This window comes from Streptococcus sp. FDAARGOS_522 (assembly GCF_003812445.1).
In the GTDB taxonomy this organism is placed as follows: Bacteria; Bacillota; Bacilli; order Lactobacillales; family Streptococcaceae; genus Streptococcus; species Streptococcus agalactiae.
On record NZ_CP033808.1, the window covers coordinates 1,781,865 to 1,801,197 of the forward strand.

Annotated in this window: 18 protein-coding genes; 14 read left to right on the forward strand and 4 right to left on the reverse strand. The window is 36.7% G+C overall.

Annotated elements, in window-relative coordinates; genetic code table 11:
• Positions 1–24: 24 nt before the first annotated feature.
• From EGX70_RS09340 to EGX70_RS09395, 11 genes are all read left to right on the forward strand, one after another.
• Positions 25–1,188, forward strand: a complete 1,164-nt coding sequence (locus tag EGX70_RS09340; RefSeq protein WP_001293705.1) for an NADP-dependent malic enzyme — start codon at positions 25–27, stop codon at positions 1,186–1,188.
• 190 nt (positions 1,189–1,378) lie between these two features.
• A complete protein-coding gene (locus tag EGX70_RS09350) occupies positions 1,379–1,723 on the forward strand; it encodes a thioredoxin domain-containing protein (RefSeq protein ID WP_000286792.1) in 345 nt (114 codons plus the stop codon).
• 76 nt (positions 1,724–1,799) lie between these two features.
• Complete coding sequence (gene yajC / locus EGX70_RS09355) at positions 1,800–2,141, forward strand: preprotein translocase subunit YajC (protein ID WP_000056607.1); 342 nt, start codon at positions 1,800–1,802, stop codon at positions 2,139–2,141.
• 166 nt (positions 2,142–2,307) lie between these two features.
• Positions 2,308–3,060, forward strand: coding sequence for an isoprenyl transferase (locus EGX70_RS09360; RefSeq protein ID WP_000469560.1), 753 nt, complete (start codon positions 2,308–2,310; stop codon positions 3,058–3,060).
• Positions 3,061–3,074: 14 nt separating this feature from the next.
• Positions 3,075–3,869, forward strand: coding sequence for a phosphatidate cytidylyltransferase (locus EGX70_RS09365; RefSeq protein WP_000664688.1), 795 nt, complete (start codon positions 3,075–3,077; stop codon positions 3,867–3,869).
• 30 nt (positions 3,870–3,899) lie between these two features.
• Positions 3,900–5,159: an RIP metalloprotease RseP gene (gene rseP / locus EGX70_RS09370; protein WP_000900650.1), complete on the forward strand. Its 1,260-nt coding sequence runs from the start codon at positions 3,900–3,902 to the stop codon at positions 5,157–5,159.
• A 91-nt stretch (positions 5,160–5,250) separates the two neighbouring features.
• A complete protein-coding gene (locus EGX70_RS09375; RefSeq protein WP_029140674.1) occupies positions 5,251–7,104 on the forward strand; it encodes a proline--tRNA ligase in 1,854 nt (617 codons plus the stop codon).
• A gap of 124 nt (positions 7,105–7,228) precedes the next feature.
• Complete coding sequence (locus EGX70_RS09380; protein ID WP_000842267.1) at positions 7,229–7,813, forward strand: glycoside hydrolase family 73 protein; 585 nt, start codon at positions 7,229–7,231, stop codon at positions 7,811–7,813.
• A gap of 122 nt (positions 7,814–7,935) precedes the next feature.
• Positions 7,936–12,342, forward strand: coding sequence for a PolC-type DNA polymerase III (locus EGX70_RS09385; RefSeq protein WP_001292143.1), 4,407 nt, complete (start codon positions 7,936–7,938; stop codon positions 12,340–12,342).
• 125 nt (positions 12,343–12,467) lie between these two features.
• Positions 12,468–12,893 (forward strand): MarR family winged helix-turn-helix transcriptional regulator, encoded by a 426-nt coding sequence (locus tag EGX70_RS09390; protein WP_000526288.1) that lies wholly within the window; start codon positions 12,468–12,470, stop codon positions 12,891–12,893.
• 132 nt (positions 12,894–13,025) lie between these two features.
• The gene (locus EGX70_RS09395) at positions 13,026–13,640 is read left to right on the forward strand and encodes a nitroreductase family protein (protein ID WP_000008878.1); all 615 of its coding nucleotides are present in this window, start codon (positions 13,026–13,028) and stop codon (positions 13,638–13,640) included.
• A gap of 46 nt (positions 13,641–13,686) precedes the next feature.
• On the opposite strand, the gene EGX70_RS09400 is transcribed toward EGX70_RS09395, so the two are convergent.
• Genes EGX70_RS09400 through dhuD form a run of 4 tightly spaced genes read right to left on the reverse strand, consistent with a single transcriptional unit; the run spans position 13,687 to position 16,840 of the window.
• Positions 13,687–14,325, reverse strand: a complete 639-nt coding sequence (locus EGX70_RS09400) for a bifunctional 4-hydroxy-2-oxoglutarate aldolase/2-dehydro-3-deoxy-phosphogluconate aldolase (RefSeq protein WP_000597407.1) — start codon at positions 14,323–14,325, stop codon at positions 13,687–13,689.
• 11 nt (positions 14,326–14,336) lie between these two features.
• Positions 14,337–15,344 (reverse strand): sugar kinase, encoded by a 1,008-nt coding sequence (locus tag EGX70_RS09405; protein WP_000034938.1) that lies wholly within the window; start codon positions 15,342–15,344, stop codon positions 14,337–14,339.
• 25 nt (positions 15,345–15,369) lie between these two features.
• A complete protein-coding gene (gene dhuI / locus EGX70_RS09410; RefSeq protein ID WP_000684793.1) occupies positions 15,370–16,011 on the reverse strand; it encodes a 5-dehydro-4-deoxy-D-glucuronate isomerase DhuI in 642 nt (213 codons plus the stop codon).
• Between the two features lie 16 nt (positions 16,012–16,027).
• Positions 16,028–16,840 carry a monomeric 2-dehydro-3-deoxy-D-gluconate 5-dehydrogenase DhuD gene (dhuD, locus tag EGX70_RS09415; protein WP_000139173.1) on the reverse strand — a complete coding sequence of 271 codons (813 nt, stop codon included), beginning with the start codon at positions 16,838–16,840 and terminating at the stop codon, positions 16,028–16,030.
• A 278-nt stretch (positions 16,841–17,118) separates the two neighbouring features.
• Here dhuD and EGX70_RS09425 point away from each other — a divergent pair, with 278 nt between their 5' ends.
• Genes EGX70_RS09425 through EGX70_RS09435 form a run of 3 tightly spaced genes read left to right on the forward strand, consistent with a single transcriptional unit; the run spans position 17,119 to position 19,301 of the window.
• On the forward strand, positions 17,119–17,553 hold the full coding sequence (locus EGX70_RS09425) for a PTS sugar transporter subunit IIA (RefSeq protein WP_000590441.1): 435 nt from the start codon (positions 17,119–17,121) through the stop codon (positions 17,551–17,553).
• A 2-nt stretch (positions 17,554–17,555) separates the two neighbouring features.
• The gene (locus EGX70_RS09430) at positions 17,556–18,752 is read left to right on the forward strand and encodes a glycoside hydrolase family 88 protein (protein WP_000975706.1); all 1,197 of its coding nucleotides are present in this window, start codon (positions 17,556–17,558) and stop codon (positions 18,750–18,752) included.
• Positions 18,753–18,806: 54 nt separating this feature from the next.
• The gene (locus EGX70_RS09435; protein WP_000718802.1) at positions 18,807–19,301 is read left to right on the forward strand and encodes a PTS system mannose/fructose/N-acetylgalactosamine-transporter subunit IIB; all 495 of its coding nucleotides are present in this window, start codon (positions 18,807–18,809) and stop codon (positions 19,299–19,301) included.
• Positions 19,302–19,333: the final 32 nt, after the last annotated feature.

The following is a 19,333-nucleotide window of genomic DNA, read 5'->3' on the forward strand; positions in this document are numbered from 1 at the left end:
TATTTATCAAAAGGAGTTATCAAAATGAGTGAAAATTTAGGTCAATTAGCTATCAACCAAGCTAGAGAAAATGGTGGAAAATTAGAAGTAATTTCAAAAGTTAAGGTGGAAGATAAGAGGGAGCTTAGTATTGCCTATACCCCAGGGGTGGCGTCAGTATCATCGGCTATTGCAGAGGATGTGGAGCTTGCATATGAGTTGACGACTAAAAAAAATACAGTAGCCGTAGTGAGTGATGGTTCAGCTGTTCTTGGATTAGGAGATATTGGTCCTGAGGCAGCAATGCCAGTCATGGAAGGTAAAGCAGCACTCTTTAAACGTTTTGCAAATGTAGATGCTGTGCCAATTGTGTTGAAAACAAATGATACAGAGGAAATTATTTCTATAGTAAAAGCGATTTCGCCGACTTTTGGAGGGATTAATTTAGAGGATATTTCAGCACCACGTTGTTTCGAAATTGAACAACGCCTAATTGAAGAATGTGATATACCAGTTTTCCATGATGACCAACATGGTACAGCAATCGTAGTATTAGCGGCTTTGTTTAACAGTTTGAAGCTAGTTAAAAAAGACATTGAAGACATCAGAGTAGTTGTTAATGGTGGAGGTTCAGCGGGCTTATCTATAACAAGGAAGCTTCTATCAGCAGGAGCAAAACATGTAACGGTAGTTGATCGATTTGGCATTATTAACGATAAAGATCGGGAGTCATTAGCCCCTCATCACAAAGCGATTGCAAAATTGACTAATAGAGAATTCCAATCTGGATCCTTAGAAGATGCTTTGGAGAATGCCGATGTTTTTATAGGTGTTTCTGCTCCGGAAGCATTACATGCAGAATGGATTTCCAAGATGGCTGATAAACCTATTGTATTTGCAATGGCGAATCCCATTCCAGAAATTTATCCAGATCAAGCCTTAAAAGTCGGAGCTTACATAGTTGGAACTGGTCGTAGTGATTTTCCAAATCAAATTAATAATGTTTTAGCATTTCCGGGTATTTTCAGAGGAGCATTAGATGCTAGAGCAAAAACGATAACTGTTGAAATGCAAATTGCAGCAGCGAGAGGCATAGCTAGTTTAATACCGGAGGAAGAATTAAGCACAACTCACATCATTCCAAATGCTTTTCAAAATGATGTGGCCGATGTAGTTGCTAAAAGCGTCAGTAATGCTGTACAAAAATAAGGTGTAAAATAAAAACTGAGCTATGCTCAGTTTTTTTGATGAGTCATTTAAATATGAGTGAGCATTTTTGAGGATAGTTTGAAGCGAGAAGTGAGTTAATGATTTTGATAGAATCGTTGTTACTCTTGCCTTGCAAGTTTTGCCATCATAGGTTATTCTTTAAATATAAGATTTAGAAAGTTGGTTAACTATGTATTCTTTTGAAGAACTTTTGGCAACCATGACTTTGATAACGGCTGCCGAAATTGAAGATAAAATTGATTCAAATCAAGATTTTGTACTGTTCATTGGTCGTATTTCTTGTCCATTTTGTCACCTCTTTGTTCCTAAAATTGTAGAAGTAGCTGATGAAGATGAATTTGAATTATTCCATTTAGATAGTGAAGATTTTGATCATTGGACTGCAAATAAAGAATTTCGAAATAAATATGACATTCCTACAGTGCCAGGTTTGATGGTTGTTAAAAACGGAACTATCAAGGTGAAGTGCGATTCAAAAATGACAAAAGAAGAAATCCGTGAATTTATTGGCTAAGAGACAGTATCTCCTTGCAGATATAGCATAAATCTGCTATAGTAATGATTACGTAGAACACGGAAAGGAGAATCAAATGAGCTTACCTATTATTATGCTTGTTGTTATGGTTGGTATGATGTTCTTCATGCAACGTCAGCAAAAGAAACAAGCACAAGAACGTCAAAAACAATTGAATGCTGTTCAAAAAGGTGATGAAATTGTCACAATTGGTGGTCTTTTTGGAGTAGTTGATGAAGTTAATACTGAAGCACAACGAATGGTTTTAGATGTTGATGGTGTCTATTTGACGTTTGAGTTGGCAGCTATCAAATCTGTTGTCTCTAAGGCAGCAACACCAACAGAACCAGTTGAAGATGTTAAGATTATTGAAGTCAATGAAGACGAAAATAAAGAAACAGCCATCGAAACTGAATAAGATATGTAGGACCAGATGATTGTTCTGGTCTTTTTAGTTTGCTGTCACAAATGGCATTTTAATACTCAAAAATAAGTTAAAATGTGGTAAAATGTTATAGTATGGGATATTTCCAGCTCTTTTAAAAGAGCTGATAAGAAAAACGATTGCTAAATTAAGGAACATTATGTTTATATTTAAAAGAAAAAAACAAGTAGAAATGCCTTTGGAGAAAATACCAGCACATATTGGTATTATCATGGATGGTAACGGACGTTGGGCAAAAAAACGTTTAAAACCACGCGTTATGGGACATAAGGCGGGGATGGATGCTCTTCAAGAAGTTACAATAGCAGCTTCAGAATTAGGTGTTAAAGTACTAACTGTCTATGCCTTTTCTACAGAAAATTGGTCACGTCCAGATGATGAAGTTAAGTTTATTATGAACCTTCCGGTTGAATTTTTTGATAAATATGTACCAGAGTTAGATAAAAATAATGTACGTGTACAGGTCATCGGAGATACTCATAAATTACCTAAGGCAACATACGATGCAATGCAACGCGCTTGTTTGAGGACAAAACATAATTCGGGGCTCGTCTTGAATTTTGCGCTAAATTATGGCGGACGTTCAGAAATCACTAATGCCATTAAGGAAATTGCTCAGGATGTTTTGGAAGCTAAGTTGAATCCTGACGATATTACAGAGGATTTAGTAGCAAATCATTTAATGACAAATAGCTTACCCTATCTTTATAGAGACCCTGATTTGATTATCCGAACTAGTGGAGAGTTACGCTTGAGTAACTTTTTACCTTGGCAATCAGCTTATAGTGAATTTTACTTTACTCCCGTTTTATGGCCAGATTTTAAAAAAGACGAACTACATAAGGCCATTGTGGATTATAATCAACGCCATCGTCGATTTGGTAGTGTATAGAAAGAAGAGAGAAAATGAAAGAACGTGTTATTTGGGGAGCTGTCGCGCTTGCCATATTTATCCCTTTTTTAGTAATGGGTGGTTTACCTTTCCAATTTTTAGTTGGACTTTTAGCTATGATTGGTGTTTCTGAATTACTTCGTATGCGTCGTTTAGAAATATTTTCCTTTGAAGGTGCATTAGCTATGATAGGATCCTTTGTTTTAACAGTTCCTTTAGATAGTTACTTGTCCTTTTTACCAGTTGACGCTAGTTTATCAGCATACGGTATTGTTATTTTTATGATTTTGGCAGGTACTGTTTTGAACAGTAATTCTTACAGTTTTGAAGATGCTGCCTTTCCAATTGCGTCTAGTTTTTATGTGGGTATCGGCTTTCAAAATCTAGTCAGTGCTCGTATGGCTGGAATAGATAAGGTGTTGTTAGCTTTATTTATTGTCTGGGCGACTGATATCGGTGCTTATATGATTGGTCGTCAATTTGGACAACGCAAACTACTACCCTCAGTGTCTCCAAATAAAACAATTGAAGGGAGTCTAGGAGGGATTGCTTCAGCCATTGTGGTAGCTTTCTTTTTTATGCTTTTTGATAAGACCGTCTATGCGCCTCATAGCTTCCTAGTCATGTTAGTTTTAGTGGCTATCTTTAGCATTTTTGGTCAATTTGGAGATTTAGTTGAAAGTAGTATTAAACGTCATTTTGGTGTTAAAGATTCGGGTAAATTGATTCCGGGTCATGGGGGGATTTTGGATCGCTTTGATAGTATGATTTTTGTTTTCCCAATCATGCACTTCTTTGGCTTATTCTAAAATAATATATTGTATTTAGAGAGGAATTGAATGCTAGGAATTTTAACCTTTATTATTATTTTTGGTGTCATTGTAGTTGTTCACGAATTTGGGCATTTCTATTTTGCAAAGAAATCAGGAATTCTTGTTCGTGAATTTGCTATTGGTATGGGTCCAAAAATCTTTTCTCACATTGATAAAGAAGGAACAACCTATACTATTCGTATATTACCGCTAGGTGGTTATGTCCGTATGGCTGGTTGGGGTGATGATAAGACTGAAATTAAGACAGGGACGCCGGCTAGCCTTACTTTAAATAAAGAAGGCATTGTAACTCGTATTAATTTATCAGGAAAACAATTAGACAATACTTCTTTACCAATCAATGTCACAGCTTATGATCTAGAAGATAAACTAACTATCACAGGATTGGTCTTAAGTGAGACAAAAACCTATAGTGTTGATCACGATGCTACTATCATTGAGGAGGATGGTACTGAAATTCGTATTGCTCCCTTAGATGTGCAGTATCAGAATGCTTCTGTATGGGGGCGCTTAATTACCAATTTTGCAGGTCCGATGAATAATTTTATTTTAGGTCTTGTAGTCTTTATTGCACTTGCTTTTATTCAAGGAGGTGTTCAAGATTTATCAACCAATCAGGTCCGTGTATCAGAAAATGGTCCTGCTGCTAGTGCAGGTTTAAAAAATAATGATCGTATTTTACAAATAGGGTCGCACAAAGTTTCTAACTGGGAACAGTTGACAGCAGCAGTAGAAAAGTCAACTAGGCATTTAGAAAAAAAACAAAAACTTGCCCTTAAGATTAAGAGCAAAGAGGTGGTGAAAACGATCAACGTTAAGCCACAGAAAGTTGATAAATCCTACATCATCGGCATTATGCCAGCTCTAAAGACAAGCTTTAAAGACAAACTTTTAGGTGGATTTAAACTAGCATGGGAAAGTTTCTTTAGAATTTTAAATGAATTAAAGAAACTTATTGCTCATTTTAGTATTAATAAATTGGGAGGTCCAGTAGCTCTCTATCAGGCTAGTAGCCAAGCTGCTAAAAATGGTTTCGTCACAGTTCTCAACTTAATGGGATTAATCTCTATCAACTTAGGTATTATGAATCTCATCCCTATACCAGCCCTTGACGGGGGTAAGATAGTGATGAATATTTTAGAAGCCATTCGTCGCAAACCACTTAAACAAGAAACAGAAACTTATATTACGCTCGCTGGGGTAGCAGTTATGTTAGTATTAATGATTGCTGTAACCTGGAACGATATCATGCGAGCTTTCTTCTAAAAGATAATAAAACGTGAAAGGAAATACGAATTTTTCAATTGCAATTCTCAATTGAAAAAGAATCAACTTTGATTAGTCGTATCTTATTGTAATGAAACAAAGTAAAATGCTTATTCCAACACTTCGCGAAATGCCAAGTGATGCTCAGGTTATCAGCCATGCTCTTATGGTTCGTGCAGGATATGTCCGCCAAGTTTCGGCTGGAATCTATGCTTATTTGCCTCTAGCTAACCGTACTATTGAAAAATTTAAAACAATTATGCGTCAAGAATTTGAGAAGATTGGTGCAGTTGAAATGTTAGCTCCAGCTCTTCTTACAGCAGATTTATGGCGTGAATCTGGGCGCTATGAAACATATGGTGAAGACCTTTATAAATTAAAGAATCGTGATCAATCGGATTTTATCTTAGGACCAACTCATGAAGAGACTTTCACAACTCTTGTTCGTGACGCAGTAAAATCTTATAAGCAGTTACCACTAAACCTTTATCAAATTCAGTCTAAATATCGTGATGAGAAGCGTCCTCGTAATGGACTTCTTCGAACACGTGAATTTATCATGAAAGATGGATACAGCTTCCACAAAGATTATGAGGACCTTGATGTCACTTACGAAGATTACCGTAAAGCATACGAAGCCATCTTCACACGTGCTGGACTTGACTTTAAAGGTATTATAGGTGACGGAGGTGCTATGGGAGGTAAAGATAGCCAAGAATTTATGGCAGTAACTCCCAATCGTACAGATTTAAATCGTTGGTTAGTCCTTGATAAAACTATTCCTTCTATTGATGATATTCCAGAGGATGTTTTAGAAGAAATTAAAGCAGAACTCTCGGCTTGGCTAGTTTCTGGCGAGGACACTATTGCATACTCCACTGAATCAAGCTATGCTGCTAACCTTGAGATGGCAACAAATGAGTACAAACCATCTACTAAGGCTGATACCTTTGAAGAAGTAACAAAAGTAGAAACTCCTAACTGCAAATCAATTGATGAGGTAGCTGGATTTTTATCAATTGATGAAAATCAAACTATCAAGACACTATTGTTTATTGCTGATGAACAGCCCGTGGTTGCTTTACTAGTTGGTAACGATCAAGTCAATGATGTGAAGTTAAAAAATTATTTAGCGGCTGATTTCTTAGAGCCTGCAAGTGAAGAGCAAGCAAAAGAGATTTTTGGTGCAGGTTTTGGTTCTCTTGGGCCAGTTAACCTACCTGAGTCTGTTAAAATTATTGCTGATCGTAAAGTTCAAGACCTTGCTAATGCTGTGTCTGGTGCTAACCAAGATGGTTATCATTTTACTGGAGTTAATCCAGAACGTGATTTCACAGCTGAATACGTTGATATTCGTGAAGTAAAAGAAGGGGAGATTTCTCCAGACGGTAAAGGTACTCTGAAATTTGCTCGTGGTATTGAAATTGGACATATCTTTAAACTAGGTACCCGTTATTCAGATAGTATGGGAGCGAACATCCTTGATGAAAATGGCCGCTCAAATCCTATTGTTATGGGGTGTTATGGTATTGGTGTTAGTCGTATTCTCTCAGCTGTCATTGAACAACATGCCCGACTTTTTGTGAATAAGACACCAAAAGGAGCTTATCGCTTTGCTTGGGGGATTAATTTCCCAGAAGAATTAGCCCCATTTGATGTACATTTGATTACTGTCAATGTCAAAGATCAAGAGTCACAAGACCTTACTGAGAAAATTGAAGCTGATTTGATGCTTAAAGGTTATGAAGTCCTGACAGATGATCGTAATGAACGTGTTGGTTCTAAATTCTCAGACAGTGACTTAATTGGACTTCCAATTCGAGTAACTGTTGGGAAGAAAGCTTCTGAAGGTATCGTTGAAGTGAAAATTAAAGCAAGTGGTGATACGATTGAGGTTCACGCTGATAACTTAATTGAAACTTTAGAGATTCTAACAAAAAAATAAGCCGATAAAAAAGTTAGTCTGATGTGCTAACTTTTTTATATGGAGTGAAATTTAGTATGGTTCTTATTGGTAAAAAGCAACTGCCTTTTGTTATAATGAAATGATATTTTAGAAAGGAGCCATCATGAAAAGTCGAAAAAAAGATAAATTGGTATTGAGGTTAACAACAACACTATTAGTTTTTGGTTTGGGTGGGGTTTGGTTTTACAATTATAAAAATGATAATGTCGAACCGACAGTCACTAGTGCATCGGATCAAACGACGACTTTTATTCAAACGATTTCCCCAACAGCTATTGAAATTTCTAAGACCTATGATTTGTATGCGTCAGTCTTATTAGCACAAGCTATTTTGGAATCATCCAGTGGACAATCAGATTTGTCTAAGGCTCCTAATTATAACCTCTTTGGCATCAAAGGAGAATATAAAGGTAAATCTGTTCAAATGCCTACTTTAGAAGATGATGGGAAAGGTAATATGACCCAAATCCAAGCTCCTTTTCGCGCCTATCCAAATTATTCTGCTTCACTATATGATTATGCTGAGTTAGTATCTAGTCAAAAGTATGCATCTGTTTGGAAATCAAATACCTCTTCTTATAAGGATGCTACTGCAGCTCTAACAGGTCTTTATGCGACAGATACTGCTTATGCTAGTAAATTAAACCAAATTATTGAAAACTACAGTCTAGATGCTTATGATAAATAGTTTCAGTTAAGAGAGTGTTGTTAAGAAGGCTAATAAATGCCTTTTTTAACAGCCTCCTTTTGTTATCTCGAAATATTTACAGATATGTGATAAAATGGAAGTAAGATATTCAGGAGAAAACTATGTCAGAATTGTTCAAGAAACTTATGGATCAGATTGAAATGCCGCTTGAAATTAAGAATTCAAGTGTTTTTTCGTCTGCTGATATTATCGAGGTAAAGGTTCATTCTCTATCACGCTTATGGGAATTTCATTTTTCATTTCCAGAATTATTGCCAATTGAGGTGTATCGTGAATTACAAACTCGTTTAGTGAATAGTTTTGAAAAAGCAGATATAAAGGCTACTTTTGATATAAGAGCAGAAACTATTGATTTTTCTGATGATCTGCTACAGGATTATTATCAACAAGCTTTTTGTGAACCCTTGTGTAATAGTGCAAGTTTTAAGAGTTCTTTTTCACAATTAAAAGTTCATTACAATGGCAGTCAGATGATTATTTCTGCACCTCAATTTGTCAATAATAATCATTTTCGTCAGAATCATTTGCCGCGTTTGGAACAACAGTTTTCATTGTTTGGATTTGGTAAACTTGCTATTGATATGGTTTCTGATGAACAAATGACGCAAGACTTAAAATCATCATTTGAAACTAATCGCGAGCGATTGCTTGAAAAAGCTAACCAAGAAGCTATGCAAGCCTTGGAAACACAAAAATCACTAGAAGATTCAGCGCCTCCATCAGAAGAAGTGACCCCAACTCAAAATTATGATTTCAAAGAGCGTATCAAACAACGTCAAGCTGGCTTTGAAAAAGCAGAGATTACACCCATGATTGAGGTGACAACAGAAGAAAATCGTATCGTTTTTGAAGGAATGGTTTTTAGTGTTGAACGAAAAACAACCCGCACTGGACGTCATATCATTAATTTTAAGATGACTGATTATACCTCAAGTTTTGCTATGCAAAAGTGGGCTAAAGATGATGAAGAATTGAAGAAGTACGATATGATTTCTAAAGGTTCGTGGTTGCGAGTCAGAGGGAATATTGAGAACAATAACTTTACTAAATCTTTGACAATGAATGTCCAAGATATCAAAGAGATTGTGCATCATGAACGTAAAGACTTAATGCCAGCAGATCAAAAACGTGTGGAATTTCATGCTCATACCAATATGTCAACAATGGATGCTTTACCAACTGTCGAGAGCCTCATTGATACTGCAGCTAAGTGGGGACACCCAGCTATTGCAATTACCGACCATGCCAATGTTCAAAGTTTTCCGCACGGCTACCACAGAGCAAAAAAAGCAGGTATAAAAGCAATTTTTGGATTAGAGGCAAATATTGTTGAAGATAAAGTGCCTATTTCCTACAACGAAGTTGATATGAATTTGCACGAAGCAACTTATGTTGTATTTGATGTGGAAACTACAGGTCTTTCTGCAGCTAATAATGACCTAATTCAGATTGCAGCATCAAAAATGTTCAAGGGTAATATTATTGAGCAATTTGATGAGTTTATTGACCCAGGTCATCCTCTTTCTGCCTTTACAACTGAGTTGACAGGTATTACGGATAATCATGTCAGAGGTTCAAAACCTATTTTACAAGTCCTTCAGGAATTTCAGAATTTTTGTCAAGGTACGGTTTTAGTTGCGCATAATGCAACCTTTGACGTTGGTTTTATGAATGCGAATTATGAACGTCATAATCTGCCTTTGATCACACAGCCGGTCATTGATACCTTAGAATTTGCAAGAAATCTTTATCCTGAATATAAGCGTCATGGTTTGGGGCCTCTAACCAAACGTTTCCAAGTTGCTTTGGAACATCATCATATGGCCAACTACGATGCTGAAGCAACGGGTCGCTTACTCTTTATTTTCTTAAAAGAGGCGCGGGAAAATCGTGATGTGACTAATTTGATGGAGCTCAATACTAAATTGGTAGCTGAAGACTCTTACAAAAAGGCACGCATAAAGCATGCAACCATTTATGTCCAAAATCAGGTTGGACTTAAAAATATATTTAAGTTGGTTAGCCTTTCAAATGTTAAATATTTTGAAGGGGTGGCAAGAATTCCTAGGTCAGTTTTAGATGCTCACAGAGAAGGTCTCTTGCTAGGTACTGCCTGTTCTGATGGAGAAGTTTTTGATGCCTTGTTATCAAATGGAATTGATGCAGCAGTGACCCTAGCTAAATATTATGATTTTATTGAAGTCATGCCACCTGCTATTTATCGCCCCTTGGTGGTTCGTGATTTAATTAAAGATGAGGCGGGGATTCAACAAATTATTAGAGACTTAATAGAGGTCGGTCGGCGTTTAGATAAGCCTGTTTTAGCTACGGGAAATGTTCATTATATTGAGCCTGAAGATGAGATTTACCGTGAGATTATTGTTCGTAGTCTTGGACAAGGTGCCATGATTAATAGGACTATCGGTCGTGGGGAGGATGCTCAACCAGCGCCTTTGCCAAAAGCACATTTCCGCACAACAAATGAGATGTTAGATGAATTTGCCTTTCTTGGTAAAGATTTAGCCTATGAGATCGTTGTAACCAATACGAATACTTTTGCAGATCGATTTGAAGACGTTGAAGTTGTAAAAGGGGATCTCTATACTCCGTTTGTTGATCGTGCTGAAGAACGAGTTGCTGAATTAACTTATGCTAAAGCATTCGAAATATATGGTAATCCTCTTCCTGATATTATTGATTTACGTATCGAAAAAGAGTTAGCATCTATACTTGGTAATGGATTTGCCGTTATCTATCTTGCTTCGCAAATGTTGGTGCAACGTTCTAATGAACGTGGTTATCTAGTAGGATCACGTGGGTCTGTTGGGTCGAGTTTTGTAGCGACCATGATAGGAATTACTGAAGTTAATCCAATGCCACCTCATTATGTTTGCCCAAATTGTCAGCATTCTGAATTTATCACAGATGGTTCTTGTGGTTCAGGCTACGATTTACCAAATAAAAATTGTCCTAAATGTGGTACTTTGTACAAGAAAGATGGACAGGATATTCCGTTTGAAACTTTCTTAGGATTTGATGGAGATAAGGTTCCTGATATTGATCTGAATTTCTCTGGAGATGATCAACCTTCTGCTCACTTAGATGTTCGTGATATCTTTGGAGAAGAATATGCTTTTCGTGCAGGAACGGTAGGTACCGTAGCTGAAAAAACTGCTTTTGGTTTTGTCAAAGGTTACGAACGAGATTACAATAAATTTTATAACGATGCAGAGGTCGAACGGTTAGCGACTGGTGCTGCGGGAGTTAAACGTTCTACAGGTCAACACCCCGGTGGTATTGTTGTTATTCCTAACTATATGGATGTTTATGATTTTACTCCGGTTCAATATCCAGCAGATGATATGACAGCTGCTTGGCAGACAACTCACTTCAATTTCCATGATATTGATGAGAATGTCTTAAAGTTAGATATTCTAGGACATGATGATCCTACTATGATTCGTAAACTTCAGGATTTATCAGGAATTGATCCATCAAATATCCTTCCAGATGATCCAGACGTTATGAAGTTATTTTCTGGTACGGAAGTTTTAGGAGTGACAGAAGAGCAAATTGGAACTCCTACAGGAATGCTTGGTATTCCAGAGTTTGGTACGAACTTTGTTCGTGGTATGGTGAACGAAACCCATCCAACCACATTTGCAGAATTGTTGCAACTGTCAGGACTATCACATGGTACGGATGTTTGGTTAGGTAATGCTCAAGACTTAATCAAAGAAGGTATTGCTACCTTATCAACCGTTATTGGTTGTCGTGATGACATCATGGTTTATTTAATGCACGCTGGTCTACAACCAAAGATGGCCTTTACAATCATGGAGCGCGTGCGTAAGGGGTTATGGTTGAAAATTTCAGAAGATGAGCGTAACGGTTATATCCAAGCAATGCGTGATAATAATGTCCCGGATTGGTATATTGAATCGTGTGGAAAAATCAAGTATATGTTCCCTAAAGCCCATGCAGCAGCCTATGTTTTAATGGCATTACGTGTGGCGTACTTTAAAGTACATTATCCAATATTTTATTACTGTGCTTATTTTTCTATTCGCGCTAAAGCTTTTGAATTACGCACAATGAGTGCTGGGCTTGATGCCGTTAAGGCGCGCATGAAGGATATCACTGAGAAGCGTCAGCGTAATGAGGCGACGAATGTCGAAAATGACCTTTTTACGACATTAGAGTTGGTTAATGAAATGCTTGAGCGTGGCTTTAAATTTGGGAAATTAGATCTTTATCGTAGCCATGCGACTGACTTTATTATTGAAGAGGATACGCTAATCCCTCCATTTGTTGCTATGGAAGGCTTGGGAGAAAACGTTGCAAAACAGATAGTTCGGGCACGTGAAGATGGTGAATTTTTATCAAAAACAGAGCTTCGTAAGCGAGGAGGAGTCTCGAGTACCTTAGTTGAAAAATTTGATGAGATGGGTATTTTGGGAAATTTACCAGAAGACAATCAGTTGAGTCTTTTTGATGATTTCTTCTAAGCAATAAGGTTGAGTAGTTACTCAACCTTATTATTTGCCAGCTGCTTTTGATAGGGCAAAGATGATATTCTTGCTTGAAATAACTAATTAGTGATAAAATAAGAAAAATACGTTTGGGAGATGAAATGGGAAACTTTAAAAATTCAGCGGTTAAATCTATGGTTGTCATGCGAAAAGCATTTAGAACAATAGACGGAAAAGTCTCAGAATCATTTAAAGAATTTGAATTAACACCAACTCAGTTTGCAGTTTTGGATGTTCTCTATGCTAAAGGCACAATGAAAATTGGAGAATTGATTGAAAATATGCTTGCTACATCAGGTAATATGACTGTTGTTATTAAAAATATGGAAAAAAAAGGATGGGTATTACGCCATTCTTGTCCGAATGATAAGAGAGCCTTTTTGGTGAGTTTAACAACTGAAGGAGAAGAAGTGATAAAAAAAGCTCTACCAGAGCATATTAAACGTGTAGAAGATGCTTTTTCAGTCTTAACAGAAACAGAGCAAGAAGACTTGATTAACCTTTTAAAAAAATTTAAAACCTTGTGAGTCACATTCTTTGACTTTACGATATAGTGGTAATATAATTACTACATAGTAATAAATAACTTTAATCTAATTCATATGTCACTAGAACAAATGTAGTAAGATATCTGAGATTGAAGAACAAGGAGAAAAAATATGTCATTTTTGGAAGAATTAAAAAACCGTCGCTCTATTTATGCTCTTGGTCGCAATACAGAAGTTTCTGATGAGAAAATTGTAGAGATTATTAAAGAGGCAGTTCGCCAATCCCCATCTGCTTTTAATAGTCAAACTTCCCGTGTTGTCATTTTATTGAATGATGAAGTTACTAAGTTCTGGGATGAATTGGTTGCTAATGATTTGGTAGAAACAATGAAAGTACAAGGTGCTCCAGAGACAGCTATTGCTGGAACTAAGGAAAAATTAGCTAGTTTTGGAGCTTCAAAGGGAACAGTACTCTTCTTTGAAGATCAAGATGTTGTCAAATCTCTTCAAGAACAATTCGTTCTTTATGCGGATAACTTTCCAGTTTGGTCTGAGCAATCAACAGGTATTGCCTCAGTAAATACTTGGACAGCCCTTTCTGCAGAACTTGGACTTGGTGGTAATTTACAACATTACAATCCAGTTATTGATGCATCAGTACAAGCTGTTTATGGTGTTCCAGCTAGTTGGAAACTTCGTGGACAACTAAATTTTGGTTCAATCGAAGCTGAAACAGGAGAAAAAGAATTCATGAATGATGATGACCGCTTTAAAGTCATCGGATAATACTGTACAAAAAAGACAAGGATAGCAACCTTGTCTTTTTATTGTGTTAATTCAGATTTAGCTGTATTTTGTATTGTTTAGCCATTTCTGTGATTTTATCAAATTCCCCCAAAGCTGCTAGTTTATTGAACTCTCCACCAATACCAATGGCTGTTACTCCAGATAGAAACCAGTCTTTGGCATTTGTGAGATTTACCCCACCAGTCACCATAATTTGTACTTGAGGTAAAGGTGCTTTTAGTGATGAGATAAAAGATGTTCCTAGAGTACCTCCTGGGAATATTTTAATTATTTCACAACCAGCTTCAAGTGCTGTTGTTATCTCTGATAAGGTCATGCAACCTGGTAAATAAGGAATAGCATAACGATTACATAGTTTAGCAGTCTGTAGATTAAATGCGGGAGATACAATAAACTTTGCTCCTGCTAAAATAGCCATTCGGGCAGTTTCTGAGTCTAGAACAGTTCCTGCCCCAACGACAACTTGTTCTTGGTTAGTATATTGTGTGACTAGTTGTTCAATGACTTGGCTAGCTTTGCTATTAGTATAGGCGATTTCGATAGCAGAAATACCACCTTTTATGCATGCTTGAGCAGCTTGAAAAGCTTCTTCTTGGCTATTTCCACGAATGACAGCAACTATTTTTCCTTGCATTAATTGCAATAAAATCTTTGATTTTATCATAATTCTCCCTTTTAACGAATAATGTCTTTCGATTGATTTAGTACTTTGTTAACTGCGGCAACGGTCTCAAACATATTGTCCCCTTCCAAAGCACATTTTAAAGATGCACTAGCGACAGCGAAATCAATGACTGTCTTGCTGTCTGAGTGCTGAAGTAGTTGATATAGCGCTCCCGCCACAAAAGCATCTCCGCTTCCAATTCTCTGGTTTACAGCTGTGGTGATTTCTTTTGAAGTGACAAACTCTTGTTTACGATTTGCTATGTAAGCTTGGTAGTGGTTTCGTCCCCATTCATCCTGTAGACGTTTAGTATGGAAAATGACTTGAAAGTCAAAGTGATTTATAAGAGAAATCATTCGTTCTTTGATGTCCTCTATTGTAGCTTCATCGCGATTGAAGAAGGTAGTGTCCTGTGAGTCAACCATAAGAGGTTCAATACCAAAACAAATATCCGCAAAGGTAGCGAACTGAGAAAAAAGGATTTTGGCATTTTTAGGAGAAATTAGTTTACTGCGAAAATTGAGATCTAAGGAGATTGTTATCTCTCTTTTTTTAGCTTCTTTTAAAAGAAGCAGTGTTATCTCTTGGATAGACTCATCCAATGATAGTGTAATACCACTAAAATGAAAGAGAGAAACTCCTTCAAATAATTGATCGAAATCAATTTGGTTTATCCTAAAGTCATGTAAACTACTATAATCGCGGTCGTAGACCACCTCACCTTTTCTGCAAGCAAAGGAATTTTCTAAGAAATATAACCCAACACGTTCTCCAACCCACTGAATAGAATGAGTATCAATACCCTGTGCTTTTAAAAATTGAAGAAAACTATTACCTATGGGATTATTGGGTAAGGCTGAGAGGAGTTTAGTATCTTGCCCAAAGCCTTGTAGAGCTCTTGCGATATTAACTTCAGAGCCACCATAGAATAGTTTAGTTGAGATACTATCTGCAAAATAGTCATTTTCTTTTGGAGTGATGCGAATGAGAGGTTCACCGAAAAAAAGAATCTTAGACATAAAAGTCCTTTCTAAAACAGACGCTTTAGTCTAAGACAGATTTCAAGTAGTCTGCTATATTTTGATTTTGGCAATTAGCGAAGAAATATTCTTGGAAATGCTCCCCAGAAATGGTTTCCTTTAAGAAATCTTGATCAATTTCTTTTAAAACAGAGAGTAAATCTCTGTAAGTAATCTGTTTTACTTCGCTAAGGATACGTGCATTGCGTTGCTCAGGCACAGCCCTCTCTTTAGGGTATCCCCCTCCTTTTTCATCTTCGAAAAGACGTTCAAATAAATACCTCAGATTCAATTCAGCTCCCCACCCAAATCCTTTAGCAAAAGGAAGAGAAAGAGCATTTCCTCCGTTTACTTGAGAGAATAAGTAAGCGTCGACAGGATCAGCAGCGAATCCACAGACTACGCCAGGAAAACTATTACAAGCAAGCATCGCTCCAATTCCTGTCCCACAGCCTGTAATAATAAAATCTGCAGCACCGCTATTAAGTAAAATAGCAGTCAGTAAACCATTTTGTACATAAGTTAGCTGGCTTTCTTCTTCTTCTTTGCCATACATCCCGTAGTTGAAAACATCAAATCCTTTTTTGTCAGAAACCGCTTTTAATTCTTTGTAGATAATAGTATTTTTACTTGCTTGGCTATTTTCGTTGATTAATGCAATTTTCATTTATATTACTCCTTTATTATTGAGGTTGTTTACCGATGTAAGCTAAAATACCGCCATCTACATAGAGTATGTGACCATTGATAAAGTTTGATGCATCGCTAGCAAGGAAGATAGCTGGTGCACCTAAATCTTCTGCCTCACCCCAGCGAGCGGCAGGTGTTTTAGCGATGATAAATTGGTCGAATGGATGACGTGAACCATCATCTTGACGTTCACGAAGGGGAGCTGTTTGTGGTGTGGCAATATAGCCGGGCCCGATACCGTTACATTGGATGTTAGCAGAACCGTATTCAGAAGCGATGTTCTTGGTTAACATTTTAAGTCCCCCTTTGGCAGCAGCATAGGCAGCAACTGTTTCGCGTCCAAGCTCACTCATCATGGAGCAAATATTGATGATTTTACCATGTCCTTTTTGGATCATTCCAGGTAATACCGCTTTTGATACGATAAAGGGAGCATTCAAATCAATATCAATAACTTGTCGAAAATCTGCAGCGCTCATCTCTAGCATAGGGGTGCGTTTTATGATACCTGCGTTGTTAACTAGAATATCAATTACCCCAACATCTTGAGAAATTTTGTTCACCATTTCGTTGATTCCATCTTCATCTGTAACGTCACAAACATAGCCATGGGCCTTAATGCCAAGTTTTTTATAGGCGGAGATGCCTTTGTCAACGAGTTCCTGCTTAATATCATTGAAGACAATAGTTGCTCCAGCTCTAGCAAAAGCAGTTGCTATTGAAAAACCAATGCCGTAAGAAGCACCTGTTATTAAGGCGACTTTACCTTCTAGTGAAAAGTTGTCTTTTAAGAATTGTTCAGTCATAATATGACCTCCGTAAAAAAATTCAGGAAGTAAACCTGTTTACATGAATAGTAACAAAGTAAACCGGTTTTGTCAACTATAGAGTTCTTCTTCTATAAAACTTGGCAACATATATAATAAAGATTTATCTAGGTTATAATTCTTAAAGATAAAAAAGACATCATTATAAAAAAATCAAGTAAACTGCTCAAAAAATATAAAAAAGATGTTGACACCTAAAAATGAAAGCGCTATAATCTGATTATAAAAGTAAACCGGTAAACTCAAGAGGAGAAAATATGATAAAAATTATTATTGTAGCACACGGCAACTTTCCAGATGGTATTTTAAGCTCTTTAGAACTTATTGCTGGGCATCAGGAATATGTTGCTGGTATTAACTTTATTGCAGGCATGTCTTCTAATGATGTTAGAGTTGCTTTGCAAAGAGAGGTTATCGATTTCAAAGAAATTTTAGTATTGACTGATTTGCTAGGTGGGACCCCTTTCAATGTTTCTTCCGCCTTATCAGTAGAATATACAGATAAAAAGATAAAAGTTTTATCGGGCTTGAACCTTTCAATGTTAATGGAAGCTGTTTTATCTAGAACGATGTTTGAACATGTAGATGACCTTGTTGATAAAGTTATAACATCATCTCGTGAAGGAATTGTTGATTTTTCTAATTGCCTTGCTACACAAATTGCAGAAGTAACTTTTGAAGGAGGCATTTAATAATGATGAAAATAAAACCGGTCAAGGTTGAGTCAATTGAAAATCCAAAGCGTTTTTTAGACGGTAGATTATTAACTAAGATTGAAGTTGAGGGAGCGATTGAAAAAGCCTTGAAGCAACTTTATATTAATATTGATTACTTTGGTGAAGAGTATCCAACACCTGCAACATTCAATAATACTTATAAAGTTATGGATAACACAGAATGGACAAATGGTTTTTGGACAGGGTGCTTGTGGTTAGCTTATGAGTATAATCAGGATAAAAAGTTAAAAAACATAGCCCATAAAAATGTATTGTCATTTCTAAATCGTATTAATAATCGTATAGCATTAGATCACCACGACTTAGGATTTCTTTACACACCATCTTGTACAGCAGAATATCGTATCAATGGTGATGTTAAAGCTTTAGAAGCCACTATAAAAGCTGCAGATAAATTGATGGAGCGCTATCAAGAAAAAGGTGGATTTATTCAGGCTTGGGGAGAACTCGGGTATAAGGAACACTATCGCTTAATTATCGATTGCTTACTTAATATCCAACTCTTATTTTTTGCTTATGAACAGACAGGTGATGAAAAGTATAGACAAGTTGCGGTGAATCACTTCTACGCTTCAGCTAACAATGTGGTGCGTGATGATTCTTCTGCTTTTCATACTTTTTATTTCGACCCAGAAACTGGAGAACCGTTAAAAGGTGTCACACGACAGGGTTATAGTGATGAGTCATCTTGGGCAAGAGGGCAAGCATGGGGCATCTACGGTATTCCGCTTAGTTACCGGAAAATGAAAGATTATCAGCAGATTATCCTTTTTAAAGGTATGACAAACTATTTTCTAAATCGTTTACCTGAAGACAAGGTATCCTATTGGGACCTTATTTTTACGGATGGCTCAGGTCAGCCTAGAGATACATCCGCAACAGCAACGGCTGTGTGTGGAATTCATGAGATGCTTAAATATTTACCAGAAGTAGATCCTGATAAAGAGACATACAAATATGCTATGCATACAATGCTTCGTAGTCTAATTGAACAGTATAGTAATAATGAACTTATAGCAGGACGTCCTCTTCTATTGCACGGTGTGTATTCGTGGCATTCAGGTAAAGGAGTAGATGAAGGTAATATTTGGGGAGATTATTATTACTTAGAAGCCTTAATAAGATTCTATAAAGACTGGGAACTTTATTGGTAAGAGTATTTTACTAACAAAATAAACAATAAATAATAGAAAACGAGGAGGTCAGAAATGGCAGCAGGACCAAATATTGTAATGACACGTGTTGATGAGCGTCTTATTCATGGACAAGGACAACTTTGGGTGAAATTTTTAAGTTGTAATACTGTTATTGTGGCAAATGATGATGTCTCCAAAGATCATCTTCAACAAACGTTAATGAAGACGGTGGTGCCAGAATCAATAGCATTGCGATTTTTTGATATTCAAAAAGTTATTGATATTATTCACAAGGCCAACCCAGCACAGACGATTTTTATAATTGTTAAAGATTTGAAAGATGTCTATAGACTTGTAGCAGGGGGCGTCCCAATTAAAGAGATTAATATTGGAAATATTCATAATGGAGAAGGTAAAGAGCAGGTAAGTCGCTCTATCTTCTTAGGGATGAAGGATAAAGAGATAATTAGAAAATTAAACCAAGAATATCACATTGCATTTAATACTAAAACAACTCCAACAGGTAACGATGGTGCTGTGGAAGTTAATATTTTAGATTATATTTAGTTGGACAAACTTACTATCATATAAAGGAGAAA